The organism is Acinetobacter populi (genome assembly GCF_002174125.1).
Lineage (GTDB): Bacteria > Pseudomonadota > Gammaproteobacteria > Pseudomonadales > Moraxellaceae > Acinetobacter > Acinetobacter populi.
Map to the genome: position 1 here is coordinate 37,309 of NZ_NEXX01000004.1, position 19,508 is coordinate 56,816.

General features: G+C 41.2%; 17 protein-coding genes and 4 tRNA genes. 6 read left to right on the forward strand and 15 right to left on the reverse strand.

Annotated elements, in window-relative coordinates:
- Position 1 precedes the first annotated feature (1 nt).
- The 9 genes from CAP51_RS11310 to CAP51_RS11350 form a co-directional block, all read right to left on the reverse strand.
- Positions 2-502 carry a hypothetical protein gene (locus CAP51_RS11310; protein WP_087620876.1) on the reverse strand — a complete coding sequence of 167 codons (501 nt, stop codon included), beginning with the start codon at positions 500-502 and terminating at the stop codon, positions 2-4.
- Between the two features lie 151 nt (positions 503-653).
- On the reverse strand, positions 654-1,523 hold the full coding sequence (locus tag CAP51_RS11315) for a transporter (RefSeq protein ID WP_087620877.1): 870 nt from the start codon (positions 1,521-1,523) through the stop codon (positions 654-656).
- A gap of 55 nt (positions 1,524-1,578) precedes the next feature.
- Complete coding sequence (gene acmB / locus CAP51_RS11320; protein ID WP_087620878.1) at positions 1,579-2,763, reverse strand: methyl acetate hydrolase AcmB; 1,185 nt, start codon at positions 2,761-2,763, stop codon at positions 1,579-1,581.
- Positions 2,764-2,901: 138 nt separating this feature from the next.
- The gene (locus CAP51_RS11325; RefSeq protein WP_087620879.1) at positions 2,902-3,903 is read right to left on the reverse strand and encodes an AraC family transcriptional regulator; all 1,002 of its coding nucleotides are present in this window, start codon (positions 3,901-3,903) and stop codon (positions 2,902-2,904) included.
- 234 nt (positions 3,904-4,137) lie between these two features.
- Positions 4,138-4,214 (reverse strand) — tRNA-Arg (locus tag CAP51_RS11330).
- A gap of 88 nt (positions 4,215-4,302) precedes the next feature.
- A complete protein-coding gene (locus CAP51_RS11335; RefSeq protein WP_087620880.1) occupies positions 4,303-4,827 on the reverse strand; it encodes a ClbS/DfsB family four-helix bundle protein in 525 nt (174 codons plus the stop codon).
- 424 nt (positions 4,828-5,251) lie between these two features.
- A tRNA-Arg gene (locus CAP51_RS11340) sits at positions 5,252-5,328 on the reverse strand.
- A 38-nt stretch (positions 5,329-5,366) separates the two neighbouring features.
- Positions 5,367-5,443: transfer RNA gene (locus tag CAP51_RS11345), tRNA-Arg, on the reverse strand.
- A 63-nt stretch (positions 5,444-5,506) separates the two neighbouring features.
- Positions 5,507-5,598, reverse strand: a tRNA-Ser gene (locus tag CAP51_RS11350).
- A 212-nt stretch (positions 5,599-5,810) separates the two neighbouring features.
- Between CAP51_RS11350 and rnr the strand changes: the two genes are divergently transcribed.
- Positions 5,811-8,450, forward strand: coding sequence for a ribonuclease R (gene rnr / locus CAP51_RS11355; protein ID WP_087620881.1), 2,640 nt, complete (start codon positions 5,811-5,813; stop codon positions 8,448-8,450).
- 87 nt (positions 8,451-8,537) lie between these two features.
- Here rnr and CAP51_RS11360 read toward each other — a convergent pair whose 3' ends face one another.
- The gene (locus tag CAP51_RS11360) at positions 8,538-9,431 is read right to left on the reverse strand and encodes an ATP-binding protein (RefSeq protein ID WP_087621144.1); all 894 of its coding nucleotides are present in this window, start codon (positions 9,429-9,431) and stop codon (positions 8,538-8,540) included.
- 187 nt (positions 9,432-9,618) lie between these two features.
- Here CAP51_RS11360 and CAP51_RS11365 point away from each other — a divergent pair, with 187 nt between their 5' ends.
- Positions 9,619-10,305, forward strand: coding sequence for a FadR/GntR family transcriptional regulator (locus CAP51_RS11365; RefSeq protein WP_087620882.1), 687 nt, complete (start codon positions 9,619-9,621; stop codon positions 10,303-10,305).
- A 27-nt stretch (positions 10,306-10,332) separates the two neighbouring features.
- Here the strand turns inward: CAP51_RS11365 and CAP51_RS11370 are convergent, their stop codons facing one another.
- Positions 10,333-10,941, reverse strand: coding sequence for an alpha/beta hydrolase (locus CAP51_RS11370; protein WP_087621145.1), 609 nt, complete (start codon positions 10,939-10,941; stop codon positions 10,333-10,335).
- Between the two features lie 169 nt (positions 10,942-11,110).
- On the opposite strand from CAP51_RS11370, the gene CAP51_RS11375 reads away from it, so the two are divergent.
- The 4 genes from CAP51_RS11375 (at position 11,111) to CAP51_RS11390 (ending at position 14,788) form a co-directional block, all read left to right on the forward strand.
- Entirely contained in the window at positions 11,111-13,138 is a 2,028-nt protein-coding gene (locus CAP51_RS11375) for a M3 family metallopeptidase (protein ID WP_087620883.1), read from the forward strand.
- Positions 13,139-13,174: 36 nt separating this feature from the next.
- Positions 13,175-13,384 carry a YheV family putative zinc ribbon protein gene (locus CAP51_RS11380; protein WP_087620884.1) on the forward strand — a complete coding sequence of 70 codons (210 nt, stop codon included), beginning with the start codon at positions 13,175-13,177 and terminating at the stop codon, positions 13,382-13,384.
- A 21-nt stretch (positions 13,385-13,405) separates the two neighbouring features.
- On the forward strand, positions 13,406-13,837 hold the full coding sequence (locus CAP51_RS11385; protein ID WP_087620885.1) for a hypothetical protein: 432 nt from the start codon (positions 13,406-13,408) through the stop codon (positions 13,835-13,837).
- Positions 13,838-13,921: 84 nt separating this feature from the next.
- The gene (locus tag CAP51_RS11390) at positions 13,922-14,788 is read left to right on the forward strand and encodes a DMT family transporter (protein WP_087620886.1); all 867 of its coding nucleotides are present in this window, start codon (positions 13,922-13,924) and stop codon (positions 14,786-14,788) included.
- Positions 14,789-14,865: 77 nt separating this feature from the next.
- Here the strand turns inward: CAP51_RS11390 and CAP51_RS11395 are convergent, their stop codons facing one another.
- The 4 genes from CAP51_RS11395 to CAP51_RS17615 all read right to left on the reverse strand — a co-directional run bounded on the left by CAP51_RS11395 (position 14,866) and on the right by CAP51_RS17615 (position 19,335).
- Positions 14,866-17,037 carry a TRAP transporter large permease subunit gene (locus tag CAP51_RS11395; RefSeq protein WP_087620887.1) on the reverse strand — a complete coding sequence of 724 codons (2,172 nt, stop codon included), beginning with the start codon at positions 17,035-17,037 and terminating at the stop codon, positions 14,866-14,868.
- Between the two features lie 171 nt (positions 17,038-17,208).
- Positions 17,209-17,799, reverse strand: a complete 591-nt coding sequence (rrtA, locus tag CAP51_RS11400) for a rhombosortase (RefSeq protein WP_087620888.1) — start codon at positions 17,797-17,799, stop codon at positions 17,209-17,211.
- A 12-nt stretch (positions 17,800-17,811) separates the two neighbouring features.
- Positions 17,812-18,984, reverse strand: a complete 1,173-nt coding sequence (locus CAP51_RS11405; RefSeq protein WP_245809143.1) for a hypothetical protein — start codon at positions 18,982-18,984, stop codon at positions 17,812-17,814.
- 219 nt (positions 18,985-19,203) lie between these two features.
- Entirely contained in the window at positions 19,204-19,335 is a 132-nt protein-coding gene (locus CAP51_RS17615; protein WP_281249278.1) for a hypothetical protein, read from the reverse strand.
- Positions 19,336-19,508 lie beyond the last annotated feature (173 nt).

The window sequence follows — 19,508 nt, forward strand, 5'->3', positions numbered from 1 at the left end:
CTTAACGTTGCTTAAATACCGATTCAAACAGCGCTTGCTGCCCTGTTTGCACCACTGAAGATTTGGATACAATAATCACCGTGCGATCTTTTAATTCCAGCATGTAGCTTACTTTGCCAATCACAAATTTCACCACATCACTATAGTTAAAATTCTGCTGGCGATCGGCGGCAATGAGAACACCATGATTCTGATACAGATCAATGCCCTGCTCCATTTCGCCAAATTTATATTTGGTATATTGACGTGCAAACATTTTTGGCAAAAAGATAAAACGCAAAACCAGTTGCAAGATTAAAAATGTCACACCCAGTATCACATAAAACTTACCAACACCGGTCACGCCAAGGCTCAAACCCCAGATAATAATGGCAATACTGATCAACGGTGTAACAAAGCGGGCAATTTTTTTCTTGCCAAATGTAGCCAACGCAAAACCTTCTTTGGCTTCTTCCAAACTTAAATGATAACGGCAGCTAAAACTTGGCACGATGTCTGTCATTGTAATCACGTCAATTAAAGATTTGGCATAACCTTACTGTATGGCGGGATTGATGACAAGAGGGAACCTTAATGCCTGTCATTAAAAAAGCTTCTTGCCATGATCTAAACAAGAAGCCTCTCTTTAAGGAGAATTATATTTTAAACAGCGTTTAAAAAACTTTCATAAAGCGCAAGTTAATCCGGTTATCTTCTCTAAAGCCATTTTCCACTTTAAAGTCCCGACCATAATTAACGATCAATTGTGTACTGGCTGTAGGATTAATCCCGGTACCAATCCAGAACTTGCTTTGTGTATTACTGTCCGATTTTATACCATTGAGCTTACTATCCCCGGCATCAGCATAGGATAAGCCACCGCGTATATCGACTTTATCGGTTATTTTATAACGCAAATTGGTTTGTAACTGATAGCCCATATCCTGTTTTAAATCACCACCGCCAGCAATATCATCATTTTTTCCGTAGAAGGTGACATCTGCAATTGCATCCCATGCAAGTTGCGGACTCAGTTTGGTGGTATAAGCGCCCTGTAAGGTCAACTTATAGCGATTCTCTCCAAGATTTAAAGCATCATTTTTGTCATATTGACCAGTAGGTAAATATAGATAAGGGGTAATTCCTACTGTGGTACTGGATTGCGGATCATGATAGACAAAAAATGTATTGGCTAAAATAATATCACCGATACCACTACTACGCCCCAATGCAGCAATATCCTTGCCTGCATCCAGACGGCCAAACGGGACCAGAATCTGTGGTGCAATATGCACGCCTGCGACATCCATATAATGCACATATCGGGCAATGCCAATATCTGAGGTTAATTCAGGATTGCCCGCGACTCTATCGCTTCCTGCATAAATCGCATCACGTGTGGCATGCTGATAATAAAGAATGCCAAGATTTACCCCACTTGGCGCATAATCATAATCACCGGCATCGACATCAACTGCATGTGCCGACATGGTGATTGTACATAGACTCATCAGGCTTAATGCCAAATTATTTAATTTTTTCATGTTCATTCCTTTGTGCAAACGACTGATCTCACTGATCATTGCTAAGCATTTATTGTTACTGCTGGACGATACGATTGACTGCCTGTTCAAATTGCAAAAATCCGTTATATGCTGTGGCATCCAGAAAAGGTAGGGTCTGCGTAGCAAAATACCCGCCAACATTATTTTGAATATCAATCCAATAATATAGATTGGCCAAACCGCACCAGCCAATCGTGCCTGCCGGACGACCGGAATGGGTTGCTGTTTCATTAATCATAAAACCCAGTGTCCAGCCTTGCTTGGCTTCCGGATACATCACCACATCATTGGATAAGGTTGGAATAACACCCGGCAGATTTTTCATGGCGACCTCACCCAGACCATTTTTTAATGCCAGTTCAATGGTACTTTCCTGCAAGATTTGTTTGCCATTGACCGTGCCACGATTCAGCCACATTTGAATAAATTTCAGATAGTCACTGACAGTCGAGTACAAGCCATGCCCGCCCATATGAATTTGCGGTTCTTGTGGCAAAATAAACTCCGGATCAGCAATCAAGGTCCCATCCGGCAAACGATGATGCATACTGACACGGCGCTGCTGCATACTTGGCGTCAGGATAAAAGCGGTATCATTCATGGCAAGAGGATCAAAAATCTGCTCCTGCATCAGTTGACCCAGACGTTTTTGTCCTACTGCTTCGGTAACCAGACCGGCCCAATCCAGATTGGTGCCATATTCCCATTGTGTACCGGGATCAAATAACAATGGGGTTTGAATAGATGCTTTTGTCGCAGAAATAATGCTGGGATAATTCTGCTCGGAAGTGAGTTTAAAATATTTTTCGTTAAAAAAATCATAGCCAAACCCTGCCGTATGTAGCAATAGCATACGGGTACTAATCTCATGTTTGGGTTTTCTTAAGATTTGCTTACCTTCTGTATCAAAACCTTCAAGTATTTGAAGTTCCCCAATTTCCGGTACATATTCTCTAGCTGGCGCATCCAGATCCAGTAAACCTTTTTCATATTGCTGTAATGCCACAGTCGTGGTAATGGCTTTGGTGGTCGAGAAAATTGCAAAAACACTGTCGTCGGTCATCGCGCTATGGGTAGAAAGATCACGCTCACCGGCATGATTCAAATACAACACTTCATCGCGATCAATCACGCCAGCAACGACTCCGGCAACAGGACGATCACCCTGTGTAACGTGGTTTAAGATAGGATCAAGTGCTTGCTGTAATTGTTGTTTCATTTCAATGCTCCATTCCATATGGCTCAATCAATTGCTGGATATCTCCGATATCCGGATTGAGTGTAAGGAAACAGTCATTGAAAACGCTACCGCAAATCGGCAAACCTTATCGGTAATCGGCAAATATTTTCCAGCCGATTATTTTTTTAAAGTTTGTGATGGTAATTCGCCATATCGCAAACGGTATTGACGGGCAAAATCGCCTAGATTGATATAGCCGCAACCATGCGCTATATCGGCAACATTTTGTGTCTTATCCGCATTTAATAATTGCTGGCGAACCTGTTGCAAGCGCATTTCACGAATGGTTTCACTGGCTGTTCTCTGCCGATATTTTTTAAATCCTGCGGATAATGTCCGGATACTTACCCCAACTGCCTGTGCTACTTCGGCAATGGTCGGACTATAATGCAGATATTCCCGCATGTACTGCTCGGCACGTTCAATGTATTTGGGTGTAATTATTTCTTTTTGCGTTAAATCTATTTTTGCCCTTAACGCCCATTCATTTAAAATATGCAGACTCACCATCTGCTGTAAATGCTCTCCGGCACGCTGGGTTAACTGTGCCGATGGAATCTCGGCTATGCTTTGCATCAGATAACGTAACAATACCAGCCAGCTTGAACCTTCTCCACCAAAAAACGTCTTACATTGCCATAAACGATCCGGCGCTTCATGCCCAAAATTTTGTAGTACCAATTCGGCAATACTTTGATGCGGAATGGTCAGATTCAATTGCAAATGATCTGGATCAAACTTAATGGCATAGTCATCATTACGACTGCAATCTGCCAAAAAGGATTCACCGATTTTTGTGGTTTGCCAGTGCGAAGAATTCACTGCATGGCTACCCTGACCTTCTAGTGTGGTTAATAATAAAATATTGCCTGCGGCCTGATCCCAATCGTAAATATGTACCGGAATACCATATTTAAAACGGGTCACAATCATACTGCCAACCTGTAGCGAATGCATACTGGACTGCGGTTTTAAACCCCGACCCATCGGTTGTACGGTATAGGGCATATACATCTGGTCAGACCACCATTTGATTTCATCCCAATCTTCCGAACAATGTTTATAAGGCTGTAAAACCGGAAGATTTTGCACATCATTTAACAGTGAATTATTCAGCATGCGTCCGACTCCATTCTAATCTCGCATACAAATGTTCTGTACTTTTTGCGATATTCATCTATGAATACGTCTTTGTCGATTACTCATCGTGAGTAATGGTTTTTTATCTATAAACAAAAATCAGAGAAAAAGAAATGCACTATTCGTCGAAATTTGCATTCAATCAAATTTTAGACACAAAAAAACCGCAGATCCGACTGGATTGCAGTAGCTTGTTTTCCTTTATATAGGAAGTGGTGCGCTCAGAGAGATTCGAACTCCCGACCCCTTAGTTCGTAGCCAAGTGCTCTATCCAGCTGAGCTATGAGCGCATCGTGGGGCGTATTATAGAGGATTCAGAATTTTATACCAGCTATTTTTTAAATATAGCGTTGTTAATTGCCGAATTGCTAAACAATCTCAATGATTTTGAAGTATTTGAGCATACTTAAACCATGCATTTAACCGTGCTACAGCATTTTTATAGGGAGATGCAGTATTAAATTGGATCATTCTGCCTCGTGTCCACTTGCCATACCAAGTTTGCGCATAAAGTTGTTGATCATCAAAACTGTCTATTAATGCGACCAATGCATCTTTATTCTGCTGCAACTTGTGCAACAACACCGCATAATCCCTAATATCCGCATAATCTAGATAAAATTTTTGTGCTAATAATCCCAGTTGATTCCATTGATAACCAGTTTCAAGGAAATCAATATGAATACCTTGACGTTCTTTTTCATGCCAAGACAACACCAGTTCACCCCAGCCAATCAGATAAGAGACTAGTTGTGCCACACTCATACGGGTATTTTTGGCATGTCCCTCCAATTCCTGTAAAAATGCGTATTGAGGAGGTACCAGTCGCAATTTTTTCATTAGAAGATTAAAGTTTTTATCCATCGCCAATAAAAGTTGTTGTTTATTCTCAGGCACAGCCATTTTAATGTTCTCCAATTTTTAAAAATATTTCTTGTTAGGGTCTGTTGACATTTCGTCTATGATTGCGACAGTGGTTGTTTTTTAGGCAATACAAGGCATGAATAGTGAAATTTAGTTATTCTAAATGAACTATTCATAACGCAGTAGTGTCAAAAAACAACCCTGTCCCAAAGGGTTGTGGCTAAAATTCCCCCATACGTCGTTACAAATCTCGACAAGGGAATAGCCATTGCCTTCGCTTTGTCTTGCGGAGTGCACTCCTCATCTGAAGAAATTTTAGCCTACAACGCAATTTATTTATCAAATGTCAACAGACCCTAATATAAAGTAAATAACCAATCCACTTAAAAATATCAAATTTGAGACACAAAAAAACCGCAGATCCGATTGGATTGCAGTTGCTTGTTTTCCTTTATATAGGAAGTGGTGCGCTCAGAGAGATTCGAACTCCCGACCCCTTAGTTCGTAGCCAAGTGCTCTATCCAGCTGAGCTATGAGCGCAAACCGTTAAATCTAATTTCTTTCATTTCACTGTTAAGTGGTGCGCTCAGAGAGATTCGAACTCCCGACCCCTTAGTTCGTAGCCAAGTGCTCTATCCAGCTGAGCTATGAGCGCATCAAAGAAATTATCTTTAAACAACTAATCTTTTAAAGTATCACCTTAAAAAGATTATCTCGTTGGCGGTGAGAGAGGGATTCGAACCCTCGGTGAGCTATAAAACCCACACTTCCTTAGCAGGGAAGCACCTTCGGCCACTCGGACATCTCACCGTAACGAGGTCGCCATAATACAAACTTAATCTCCTTTCTTCAAGCCCTTGCCTCATATATTTTTTTCATTTTCAGGCTGGTTATATATTTTTTGTACAATTCTCAGCAAAAAAACTTCTACATCACAACACGACACACGCTTTAAAAATTCACAGAAGAGATAAATGCGAGTATGATAAACTTTAATGAAAACCTAGAATTGATGCGAAATAATGATGAAGAAATGGAATGATCCTGAAGCCTTGCTTGAATCACAGCGTTACGATAATCCTATCCCAAGTCGGACACTGATTTCATCTCTTATAGAAAAATCAGAGCAGGGATTGAGCTATGATCAGGTGGCAGAATCTTTTCAATTAAAAGACGAAGACAGTCTGGAAGCATTACGCCGCCGTTTAGGCGCCATGGTACGTGATGGACAACTCATTCGTATCGGCCAGACATATCAACTGTGTAATGATGATCAAGAATTTGATGCGGTGGTTGAAATTAACCAGCGTGGTCAGGGATTTGCTGTCATCAAGGAACATAATGACTTATTACTAACGGAACGTGAACTCCGTCTAGTCTTTAATGGCGACCGTATTCGGGTACGTCCAACCAGCGTTGACCGTCGTGGTCGCACCCAGGGTTTTATCAACGAAGTCATCAAACATCAAGTAAAAGAAGTGATTGGTGAACTCTGTGAACATGAAGGTGAATTTTATGTTCAGCCATCTGCACCCAATATACACCAGCCCATTACACTAGAAAAAGAACTGGTCGATCATGCCGGCATAAAAGTGGGTGATTCGGTTCGTATTGCCATTGATGACTATCCAACACGTGAAGAATTTGCTACAGGTCATATTGTCCAATCTCTGGCAGGTGAAGCAGATACCCAGATTATTATCCCTGCCACGATTCTGGAATATGGTCTGCCCTACGAATTTCCCGAAGATGTTGTTCGAGAAGCAGAAAGTTTTAAAGAACCAAGCGCACGTGATCGCAAAGATCGGGTTGATTTACGCGAATTACCGTTAGTAACCATTGATGGTGAAGATGCACGGGATTTTGATGATGCAGTATATGCAGAGAAACGTCCGGGCGGTGGTTATCGAGTGATTGTGGCAATTGCCGATGTCAGTCATTATGTCAAAGTCGGAAAACCACTGGATGATGAAGCACAGCAACGTGGTACTTCTGTCTATTTCCCGCATTATGTCTTGCCGATGCTACCTGAAGCATTGTCTAACGGATTATGTTCACTTAATCCTGATGTCGATCGTTTGTGTATGGTCTGTGATTTAACCCTTTCACGTTTAGGTAAAGTCACCAAATATGAATTTTATCCGGCGGTGATGCATTCACAGGCACGTCTAACCTATACACAAGTTGCCAGTTATCTGGCTGGTGATACACAAGCAATTCCCGATAACAAAGCGGTGCATAAATCGGTCAACACTTTATTCCAGCTATATCAGACTTTATTAAAATTACGTGCCGAACGTCATGCGATGGAATTTGAAACGGTCGAAACCTACATGACCTTTGATGATAAAGGTGCCATTACCCAAATTCTGCCACGCACACGTAATGATGCCCATCGTCTGATTGAAGAGTGTATGTTGTTGGCCAATGTTGCCGCAGCAGACTTTGCCATTAAAAATGAAGTACCGATGTTGTATCGTGTGCATGAGCCACCAGAGTTTTCACGTATCCAGAAAGTGCGCGATTACGTTAAATTACTTGGTTTGAGTTTCCCGGAGCAACCAACTCAGGCCGATTATCAACGGGTTATTGATGCGACCAAAGACCGTATTGATGCCACCAGTATCCATGCGGTCTTGCTGCGTTCCATGATGCAGGCATATTACACGCCAAAAAATGCCGGACACTATGGTCTGGCCTATGATGCCTATACACACTTTACTTCACCAATTCGTCGTTATCCGGATTTGTTGTTACATCGTGCGATCAAAGCCAAACTTGCTGCCAAACCTTATCCATTGCAAGGTGCTGCACTTGAAGCCGCAGGCGAGCATTTTTCCCAAACCGAACGTCGTGCCGATGAAGCCTCTCGTGATGTCACAACTTGGTTGAAATGCCATTATATGCAGCAACATATTGGTGAGGAATTTAGCGGTATCATTACCGCAGTGACTGACTTTGGTATGTTTGTCACCTTAACTGATCTCTATGTTGACGGCATGATTCACATCAGCCAGTTGGGCGATGATTATTTTGTCTATGATGCAGGCTTACAACGTTTAACCGGACAACATCATGGTCAGATTTTTGCACTTGGTGACAAAGTCGAAATCAAAGTTGCAGCCGTCAATCTGGAAGAACGTAAAATTGATTTTGCCTTGGTTAAACAATTAAGTACCGCAGGTCGTGCTGTACGTGCCAAAGCCCCTCGTACTGGTGCAGTATCGACTGCGAAGACAGCAGCACAAAAAACACCTGCACGTCAAACCAGCCCAGCAAATACATCGACTGCTACTGCGAAAAAACCGGCAAGACGTAATACCAATACAGCTCAAAATAAAACAACAGCCCCAAAAACACCTGCAACGGTAACAGCACAAAACAATGTGCCCTCTTCTGCACGCAATAAACGTAGCGTTAAAGCAGCCGTAGAGAAAGTACCAGCCGCAGCAGTGGTCGAAGACGTTATTGTACAAGCTCCGATTCAAGAGCAAGTATTTGAGCAGGCAAAACCAGCGAAAAAGAAAAAAGTAAAAGCTGAAACCAAAGAGAAAAAAGCAGGTAAAGCAAAAGACAAGGTCAAGAAAAAAGATAAAGACGATAAAGTCAAAAAGACCAAAAAAAGTAAAAAATCCAATGCCAAGCCCAAGGCAGAGGATTAAATCCAAGCACTGACCATCAGCTATTGCTTTGCTTTAGCTGATGGTTAAGGCTTTTTAATTTAATTATTAAATTTTATCAACACGTCCTTACTTTTCTGCCTTTAATAATTTTTGTCCAGCCATCATTTTTGCAAACTGATTGGCCACACGTCCGGAACGATTGCCTTTTTGCGTTGCATATTGAATTGCCAGTAATCGAATGTCTGCAATTTCTTCTTCATTCCAGCCGTAGCTTTGCAACCAGAATGCCACCGTATCCAGATATTGATTTTGATTGAATGAATAAAAATGCAGTTGCAAACCAAAACGATCCGCCAGAGAAACTTTTTGTTCAATCGTATCCCCAGGATGCAACTCACCTTCATCATCAACGTGGATTTCACTATTATCTTTATTATACTCTGTCACCATATGCTTACGATTGGATGTAGCATAAATCAAAGTATTCGCTGCACTGGTCGCCAACGAACCATCCAATACAGTTTTTAATCCGCTATAACTGGTATCGCCTGCTTCAAAGGTCAGATCATCACAAAAAATAATAAAGCGTTCTGGTCGATCCTGTAATAGGTTCACAATTTTGGGTAAATCATCGAGATATTTTTTTTCCAACTCAATCACCCGCAAACCTTGCTGATGGAATGATGCCAAACAGGCTTTGACGATAGAGGACTTCCCTGTTCCACGCGCACCAGTCAACAAAACATTATTGGCAAAATAACCTTTGACAAAGGCCTCGGTATTGTCCTTGACTTTATTTAACTGCGTATCAACATTACAAAGGTCTTGAAACGAAATCAGTTGTGGTTTTTTAACGGCAAAAAACTGGCCCGGAGCATTATTTTCTTTGTCCCAACGAAAAGCGATGGCCTCATCCAGCACATCAAGTGATACTTGACCCGGATTAGATAATTTTTCTACCGCCTGTGTCAGTTTTTGAATTTCTGCAATCAATTGATCCAAATTTTGATCTGTACGCATAACCACAACCTTTTTACTCATTCTTCGCCAAGTCTATTAACCGATACAATTCGCAATGTTAAAATAGTTATTTAAAATAAATAACTTAATACAAATAATTAAATAACTTCAAATTGACCAGTTAAACATAGGATGATAGTATCATAGTATATATTGATTCTCTAGATGCGGATTTCGTCAAAACCCTATGCAATATCCAATCAAAAAAAATTCTTTAGTGGATGAAACGATTCGGACCATTCGCCAGCACATTCGTCAACAGACATGGACGCTGAATGAACGTATTCCCTCCGAAGCAGAACTGGTGGAATTGTTTGGGATTGGTCGTAATACCATTCGTGAGGCGATCAAGATTCTGGCTTATTTGGGTGTATTGGATGTCTGTCAGGGTGATGGAACATATGTCAGGGCTGTAGATGATTTTTCTGAATCCATTGTATTATTAAACCGTGCCAGCCTTCACGACCATCTGGAAACACGTTGTTTGCTGGAAATTGAAATCGCCCGTTTTGCTGCACGGCGACGAAATGCAGAAGACATTCAGAATTTGCAGGCACTCTTGGCATTACGGGAAAAAATCAATCCACTTGAGGACCTGGAAGAATTCTGGATACGGGATCGAGATTTACATCTGGCGATTGCGATTGCAAGTCATAATCAAGCCTTGCATGCGACCTACCGTTATTTTTTAAGTACCAGTTATGAATACACCAAATTATTTATACAGGATGAGGATTTAGCCGAACCCGACCATCCTGCACACGAAACATTAGTGGCAGCCATTATTTCAGGTGATGAAAATCAAGCATCGGCATATGCACGTGCTTTATTAATGCCAACGATTCAGCAACTTGAGCAACTCTCGACCACATAAATCATCTGTGTTTTTCAACCGACAAACTTAAGCATACAAGAGATGTTGTAAGAATAATAAACCTTGCTGTACTTCTGCCTGATTGACACTATGTCCTAGATGATCAAACGTTTGTAGGTTGATATCGAAACCTGCTTGTTGAAAGGTCTGATAAGCCAATTGACTTTCCTGAACTGGAATCACCTGATCGGCATTGCCATGCATCAATAGGATTTTGCTTTTTAATGCAGCATCTTGTTCAATTGGAGATGCCAGACGTCCCGACAAACCGATTACACCAGCAATATTCCAGCGTCCTGATGCAATGGCATCTAGCGACATAATGGTTCCCTGTGAAAAACCACAAAATACCACGCGATCCAGTTGTTCAAGCATCTCATGCTGTTTCAAAATATCGGTAATGGTCTGATCAAATGCAGCTCGTGCTTCGACGATACGCGGATAACGGTTTTCCTGAGTGATGCCATTTAAACTAAACCACTGAAATGCCTGTGGACTATTCATAAAAGGAAATGGTGCATCTGGAGAAGCAATTTGTAAGACCTCAAGCTGTTGCTGCCAAAATTCTGCAATCGGTTCAAGGTCTGCACCATTACTGCCAACACCATGTAACATGATGACCAATGACTTTTTCACAGCCACCTCCATTTTTTAAAATTGATTTCGTCAATGATATTGTGCTTATACACATTTGCTGTCCACTATAAATCAGCAATACTTGGTATGAAAAATGAAATAACCCCTTGAATTTTGCAGTCAAAGCACTTATTACATAACAAAGAAAATGATGCTGAGAGAAATAACGATGACCCTTGCCCAAGCCACTTTACCCTTACCCCAATTTAGCGATTTAAATATCCATACACTTCAACAAGACATTGAAAAATTACTTGGACAAGGAAAGCAACAACTCGAACAGGTCCAACCTGCCAAAGATTTTCAGCAGGCCTTAAATACGGTGGAAGGCTTTGATGTATTTGAAAATAATTTTAGCGAATTATTTGGTGTGCTATCGCATTTGAATGCGGTCATGAATACGCCTGAATTACGCGAAGTCTATCAGACACTGTTACCGCAAATCAGTGATTTTTATACCCAGATCGGGCAAAACGAGACACTGTATCAAAACTATCAATATTTGGCCGATCAAACAGAGTTTCAGCAATTACGTCCTGCACTGCAAAGTGCCATTCGTCACGCCATTAAAGATTTTAAACTCTCCGGTGTGGCATTACCTGCCAATAAAAAAGCTGAATTTGCCAAAAATGCTGCACGTTTATCACAGCTTTCATCTGACTTTTCCAATCATGTTTTAGATGCAACACAAGCTTATGTATTACCTTTGGAAGAATCACAATTACAAGGTTTACCAGAAAGCAGCAAAGCCCTATTAAAACAATATGGTCAGCAAAAAGGTTTAACACAGGCTGCGGCAACACTGGATATTCCCGCATACCTTGCCATTATGACCTATGCCGATGACCGCCAGTTGCGTGAAACCCTTTATCATGCCTATACCACACGCGCATCAGAGTTATCCGATCATCCGGAATTTGATAATGGTCTATTGATGCAGGAAATCCTGCAATTGCGTCAGGCACAAGCCAAATTACTCGGCTTTAACACTTATGCCGAACTGTCTTTGGCACGTAAAATGGCACCCGGTGTAGAAAAAGTACGTGAATTTTTACTGGATTTGGCCGAAAAAGCCAAAACACCAGCCAAAGCGGAGTTTGCAGAATTGCAGGCTTTTGCTGCAAAAGATGGCATAGACACATTACAGCCATGGGATACTGGGTATTATGCCGAAAAACTAAAACAGCAAAATTTCAACCTTTCACAAGAAGCCTTAAAACCGTACTTCCCAATTAATAAAGTGGTCAGTGGTTTATTTGCGATTGCAGAAAAACTCTATGGTATCCAGATTGTAGAAAAACAAGCCGATCTTTGGCATCAAGATGCCAAATACTATGAAGTTGAGGAGCAAGGCAAAGTCATCGGTGGCTTTTACTTTGACCTTTATGCCCGTGATAGCAAGCGTGGCGGTGCATGGATGAGTGGTTTCCGCTCTAAAGTCAAAGACCAGCATCAGGATCAAAAACCGGTTGCCTTTATGGTGTGTAACTTTGCACCGCCTGTAGGTGACCAACCAGCACAATTAACCCATGATGAAATCACCACCCTGTTCCATGAATTTGGTCATGGACTACATCATATTTTAACGGAAGCAGATCATATTGGTGTGGCTGGTACCCATGCGGTTGCTTGGGATGCGGTAGAATTACCTAGCCAGTTTATGGAATTCTGGGCATGGGAAGCACAAGGTCTTGATCTAATCAGTGCCCATATCGAATCTGGTGAACCACTGGCTAAAGATTTACTGGATGCTTTATTTGCCGCACGCTATTTCCAAACTGGTATGCAAACTTTACGTCAGGTAGAATTTGCCTTATTTGATTTAAATATCCATGATGCGCTACCTGTACCAAATGTTCAGGGCATTCAGCATATTCTGGATGATGTACGCGCTAAGGTCGCGATCACCAAAACACCTGACTACAACCGCTTCCAGCATAGCTTTAGCCATATTTTTGCTGGTGGTTATGCTGCCGGTTATTATTCCTATAAATGGGCGGAAGTGTTGGCCAGTGATGCATTTGATCGTTTTGAACAGGAAGGGGTATTTAATCGCGAAACCGGTCAGGCATTTCGTCAATCCATTCTGGCAGTTGGCGGACAGATTGAAGCACTGGATGCGTTTAAACAATTCCGTGGTAGAGAGCCAAAAATAGATGCTCTGTTACGTCATAATGGTTGGACGATAAAAAACTAATCCGATAAACTACACGCAGCTTAACCGTAGGAAATCATCATGACCAAACGACGCTTTATTGCTGGTGCAAAATGCCCAAGATGTCAGGCGCAGGATAAAGTCGTGATGATTACTACCGATACTGCCGAATGGATTGAATGCATCGAATGTGACTATAGTGAACGTAGACCAACTGAAGAAGAGTTTAAAGAAACTGTAGTACCAGATGATGTAGGGGTAATTCAATTCAAACCACGTCAAAAATAATGTCAATATTCAGGTAACAAGATGCTGGGGAATCTCAAAATCAACAAAACAATAGGCATCATTTGTGCACTATTGATCGTTCTTATTTTTATTGCGATTTTTGCCTATTTTTATCTCAATAAACATTCAGAAGCAACACCAAACCCAACAGAAAAATCAGCAGCAATACAGCCATCTATCAATGATGAAGAATTGGCAAAAATCGCTCAGGAAACGACAGCAGATGAGCAAAGTTCCGAGCCAGAAGGCTTAATTGATGATTCGATTCTCACTCAGCCTATTGCTAAAGATCCGGCATTGGTGAAGGATGAATTAAAACAGTTAGAAGATATCCAAAACCAGCTCAAAGAGCAGAAAGATATTCTAGAGCAACAGCATCATGATGCAGATCAATTACTTCAGCTTAAAGAGCAACAACTGGCCGATCTGGAAAAACAGTTCCACTCACAATAGTCGGACTATTTTCATACTGTATCATCTCGCATTTTAATGGATTTACTTTAAAATGTGAGATACCCCCGACGTATGCTATCTCCCATGAATCAAAACTCAAACCTGCGTGTTGCCTTATTACTTTTGGCAAGCTCGGCTTTTTTATTTGCCAGTATGGGGGTATTAATTCGTCTGGCCTCAGTTACCGTTGACAACGCCACTATCGTATTTTTCCGTAATGCAATTGGCCTGTTATTTATTCTCCCATTGGTACTACGTTCAGGTATTAATAATCTAAAGACCACAAAATTATGGATGCACCTGTGGCGCAGCATCATTGGTCTGATTGCAATGTATGGTTTTTTCTATGCCATTGCTCACATGAAACTTTCCAATGCCATGGTATTTACCTATTCCTCGCCTATTTTTATTCCGCTCATTGCCTGGCTATTTTTAAAGGAAAAAATGACGGTATGGATGTGCATCACGGCTGTTGTCGGTTTAATCGGTGTACTGTTTGTTGCCAAACCTAATGAGGGATTATTTAATCTATTGTCTTTGGTTGGTTTAGTAGCAAGTTTCTGTGCGGCGATGGCATTTGTTACAGTAAGAGCATTAACCGATACTGAGCCCCCTGTACGCATCGTATTTTATTTTTGTCTGATTTCAACCTTGGTTGCCGCAATACCAATGTTCTGGCATTGGCGCAGTTATACCGTACAAGAATGGCTATATTTAATCACTGCCGGAATTCTGGCAACATCAAGTCAATTACTGATGTCACATGCCTATAAACTTGCGCCAGCAGGAAAAATCGGTCCGGTAAATTATTTGGCGATTATTTTTGCAGGCCTTTGGGCGGCTGTTTTATGGCAGGAATATCCCGATTTCTATAGCTGTATCGGTTTTATCTTTATCTTTCTGGCATTATTTATGTGTTCTCCCAGTATTCAACAAAAATTTAGCCGTTAAAAAAACACCCGGAAAGTCGGAATCCAACTTTTCGGGTGTAACATTAAAACTAAGTCGTTATAAATACATCAGCCTGACTAATGATACCAGCCAAATAACTTAAACAGGTAAGGCACATAAGCGACCACAAAGAGTGCCGGAATCATGACCATCAACGGTAAGATCCATCGCTCGTAACGGTAGTAAAATGACAAGTGTTTGACTTCGGCATCTGCCTCGGTAACCTCGGCATCCCCAATCGCCTGCCTCGCCAATAACTGATTCAATGCCACAGGTGGTGAAACATAACCCAGCTCAAATGACACCAGTGCAATCATCCAGAAATGTACAGGGTCAATACCATAGGCATAAGCCACAGGCGCAACCGTTGCAGTAATCAGAATCACGGCACCAAATGGATCCATGACCATCCCCACCAATACCATCATCACTGCAAGCAAAGTAATCGCCAGGAAAATACTGCTTAAATCGGTTGGCATCACATGCATGATTTCAACACGTTCAAAGAAACCACCAACACTCACCGACAATGCCATCAGTACCATTAATGCACCAATATGACCAATGGTTTCATTGGTTGCATAACCCACCGATTTAAAGAAACCAATACGCTCTCTTGGTTTAGGCGAAGGTGCATTGGCCGTTTCATAATCCTTTAAGGTTTCATCCCAATGTCCAACAGGTGGAAGAGGCTCTGGCGCACGACGCAAGGTATCAAATAACACCAGTGCCAATAAGATAATCGGCATAATCACCGGTGCAGTAAACTCATTCAGGTTGGTATCTAGTGCCAGTTTGTAAAAGGCCCAGACCAAAATACCAATCAGAATATAAGGTGATACCGGTACCAAAGCACGAACGGAATTCGGTAATGCAATGGCTGGCGAAGCAATACGGAACTTCTCTTTGGCCAGTATCAATGATATCAACAAGAAAATTGTAGAGGTTAATAAAAAGACATAAATCCCGTAGTGATAGAGCAAGTCTGTCGTGACTTCCTTATTCAGTGAGGCAATCACCACAATCAACAAACAGGGGCGTAAAACCACACCTAACGATCCGGACATAGCCGATGCAGCAATGGCATATTGACGACGGCCACCAGCATTCCATACTTCACGGTAAATAATCGCACCCGCGGCAATTACAAAAATACCCGATGCACCGGTATAGGCAGTCGGTAATGCTGCCGCAAGCAGGATTAACCAGGTCAATGTTTCCGGAGCAAAGTTCCATGGACGCAAAATGTTCAGGAATAAATCCACGACTCTGGTCTGTTTCAGCAACATACCGGCCCAGATAAACAATGACAAGCTCAGGAAAATATTTGAAAACTCAATCAACTGCCCCAGATAAATTGCCTGCCCCATAGGATAGTTCATAAAGAAACTAAAGGCTGTACCGGTCAAAATGGCCATATATGCATATAACGGTACACTAAGCAGCGCCAAACCAATCGAACGATGCGTTGTCGTTGCTACAGGTGGCTTAATCATTTTGAATAAACTGATCAGACTGAGCAAACTAAATAAGATCATCCAGATCCAGTAAATGATTTTTAAATCGGGAGCAACCTCTACCCCGGCATTCATCGCTGATTGATATTGAAAAATTGATGCACTCAGTAAAAATAAATTACCGAGAATCATAAATACGCCATACACCTTGTAATCAAGCTTGGACGTTGGCGCTCGCAATCCAATATGATGAGTATTGAATGTTGCCATGATGGCAGAAATTGCAAAGATCAACATCAATAATAATGCACGATATTCGGTCCCAAATTTAAAGATCCCAAAGAACGTGGTTTCAAATGCACGATAAGTCCGTACACTTGGATTTTTATCTATATATTTTAATGTCTGCTCATAAAACTGATATTTTTCTTCACACGAGGCTTGAGCAGCGACCAAAGATGCCCGGATTTCTTCGGCAGAAGCCACACCAAAAAAATCTGCAAATTCGTCATTTTTATTGGCAGCCAATTGCTTTTGCACTTGTGCATCAATATTGATATTACGCTCACAGCTCGGTTGTTGTGGTTCAGCTCGCAAGAATGAATACTGCATTCCTGTATCTGGATCACCATAGAGTTTTTCACCCATGCGCAATAACTGCCCATGGATCATCTCACCAGTACCGATAATGAGGGTCAAGACCAAAAGGAAGAAAATAATGACTGTAGACAGCCATTCAAAGCCATTCTTAGGCTTGCCATGATCCTGTTTTTCTAAAGCATTCTCTTGCATAAGCATCCCACTTTATATACAGACTATGTCTTTCAATAGCCTGCTCTTATTGTCGTCCTACAATCTTGCTGTCCGTTTCGGTATAGATATACCTATCGTCACTTTGCCTTAAATCACACCCTAAAAAAATAGCTTTAAAAGCACTTTACAAAAATTATTTAGTCAATTCGCTTATTTTAAAAAATCAACTTTTAATTTTTTCTTCTTATATATCATCAAAATAATAAATAACACTAGACTAATCCCAACACCTAACTGGTGCGCTTCAATCAATACTGGGCTACCAATTAAACGTGCCGTCGCAGATAACTCACCAACAATTGCTTCCCACAATAACTTAATCATTAAACCAAATAGGATTAAAACTGCAAAGCCACGCTCTTTGTGATCAGTCAGGCTGATCAGCGCAGCCATACAATACAAACCATGCAATACACCGGAAAAACCCGCATAAAGTTCAATATTAGGATAAAAACAATAAAAAATTAAACTGATCAATAAAGGTAATAAAATCACCAAAATGAGCAATATGGAAGTTTTGATTTTTGGAAAAATAAAAGGTAAGCAGACAAAAGCGATCATATTGAGGAAATAATGCATCCATCCGACATGAACCCAATGTGCTGTAAAAAAACGCCAGGGTTGCGATATCATCTCGAATTTTGAATAGATAAACCATTCTGGCTTGATTTGGAGCATTGCAGCAAGTAGGACACTTGCTGCAATAAAGCATATTTTATTTCGCTGTTCAACAGACATCATAGATTAACAACATTAAGGTGCTTCGGATTGGTCATCAATCGATTGATCCAATTCAGAATCCTGACTTTGATCTTGATCAATTTCTGACGCTTCCTGTAATTCTTCTGCCGGTGTTTCATCTGAAGCGGGTGTCGATGGACCATCATCAAATAAATCAATACCCAAATCACCTAAACCGTCATCAGGTGTTTCATCCCAGAAAGTGCTATAACCACTATCATCTGCCATACGCACGCCAGTATTTTCAGTCCAATAACGATCGGCAACAGCACGAACCATCAAACCAGCCATAGTATTGAGTAACCGATAATCCGGATTGACGGCTTTGTCCTCACCGATAGATTGACCATAACTCCGTAAAGCATCACGAATCCGGGCATTATCACCGCTGGCTTGTGCTGCAACTGCATATAAGGCATGCGGTAAGCGCACGCCACCACGTTCACCCAATTGCATGGATTGTTTTAAGGTCTGATAAGGATCAGGTTTATTATCACCTGCACCCGGTAACAAGGTCCAGATCACCGCACGTGTTGCATTTGGTGTGCCCCAGAACTGGTTATTGTCCAGACACGCCATTCCACGCTCAACAATCGCGGCAATATCTTTGGGAACATTGACCTGACCACCAGAATTAATATCATTGGTCACGGCTTGTAAACCACTGATTAGACCAAGCAGATAAACGGTCTTGTCCAGATCTTTTTTCATACTTGGGCAAGATTCACCCAGTTTAAAGCGGTATTTGCTTTCCCAACGTTCTGCAAAAAGTAGATAACCACTATATTGTCGTTTGGCAGCCAACGCAGCCCAGCGCTTTTGCTCTACTCTAGCATCTTGTGCTTCTGTGACATTACCTGCTTTAGAGGAGCGAATATAACGCAACTCGGATTCCAGTGCATGATTTTCTGCACATAAACCCGCAGCAGAATACATTAACACTGCCATACGCGTTGGATCTGCACCCATATCTTTGGTTGCCATAATCGCTGGTGTCAGCGAATTCCCCGTTGCACAAGCCATATCGGCATCGTCCATGGCCAAAATAGGGGGAACAATATGATTTTCTGCAAATCCCAAACTTACATTTGCACCAGTCTTAACCACATATGAACAACCGGAAAAAGTAACCATAGTCGTCACAGCCAGCGCCATACCTTGGCACAGTTTTTGGACTTTAGACATGTAGACGTCCTCTATCTAATCGTTTTTTGATGAATGTCCTTTTGTCACACCATAACAAAGAGTATTACGCATGAAAAGACCACTTTGCCAAAAATTATGCGCAATAAAGTCAATCGTCCCTAGCCAAAAAATAAATGTTTTTAAATTTTTATTCTTTTTAAATAAAAAACAAGCCTATGGGAGAATAGACTTGTTTGTATTTTTGAGGATAAGTAAAACTTAAAGAAGCTTCTCACTGCGTGATTTTTTCAGATCATGCGTGATATTTTCTCTTAAAATCGTTCCAGCACGACCAATGACAATGGCTAAAATAATGGCGATTGCAAGAAACGCATATGTAGGAATCATCATATTATACCTCCGATAGGAAAACATCTCAGTCGATGTATGAACTAACATAGCAATATTTACGGATGAAACCGCCAGTTTTGTTCGACAATTTTTTAAATACGATTAATGGTTAGATAGATTGTTAGACAATTTATTTTAATGGTTAATATTCAAATTGTTATATGGTTAAAAAC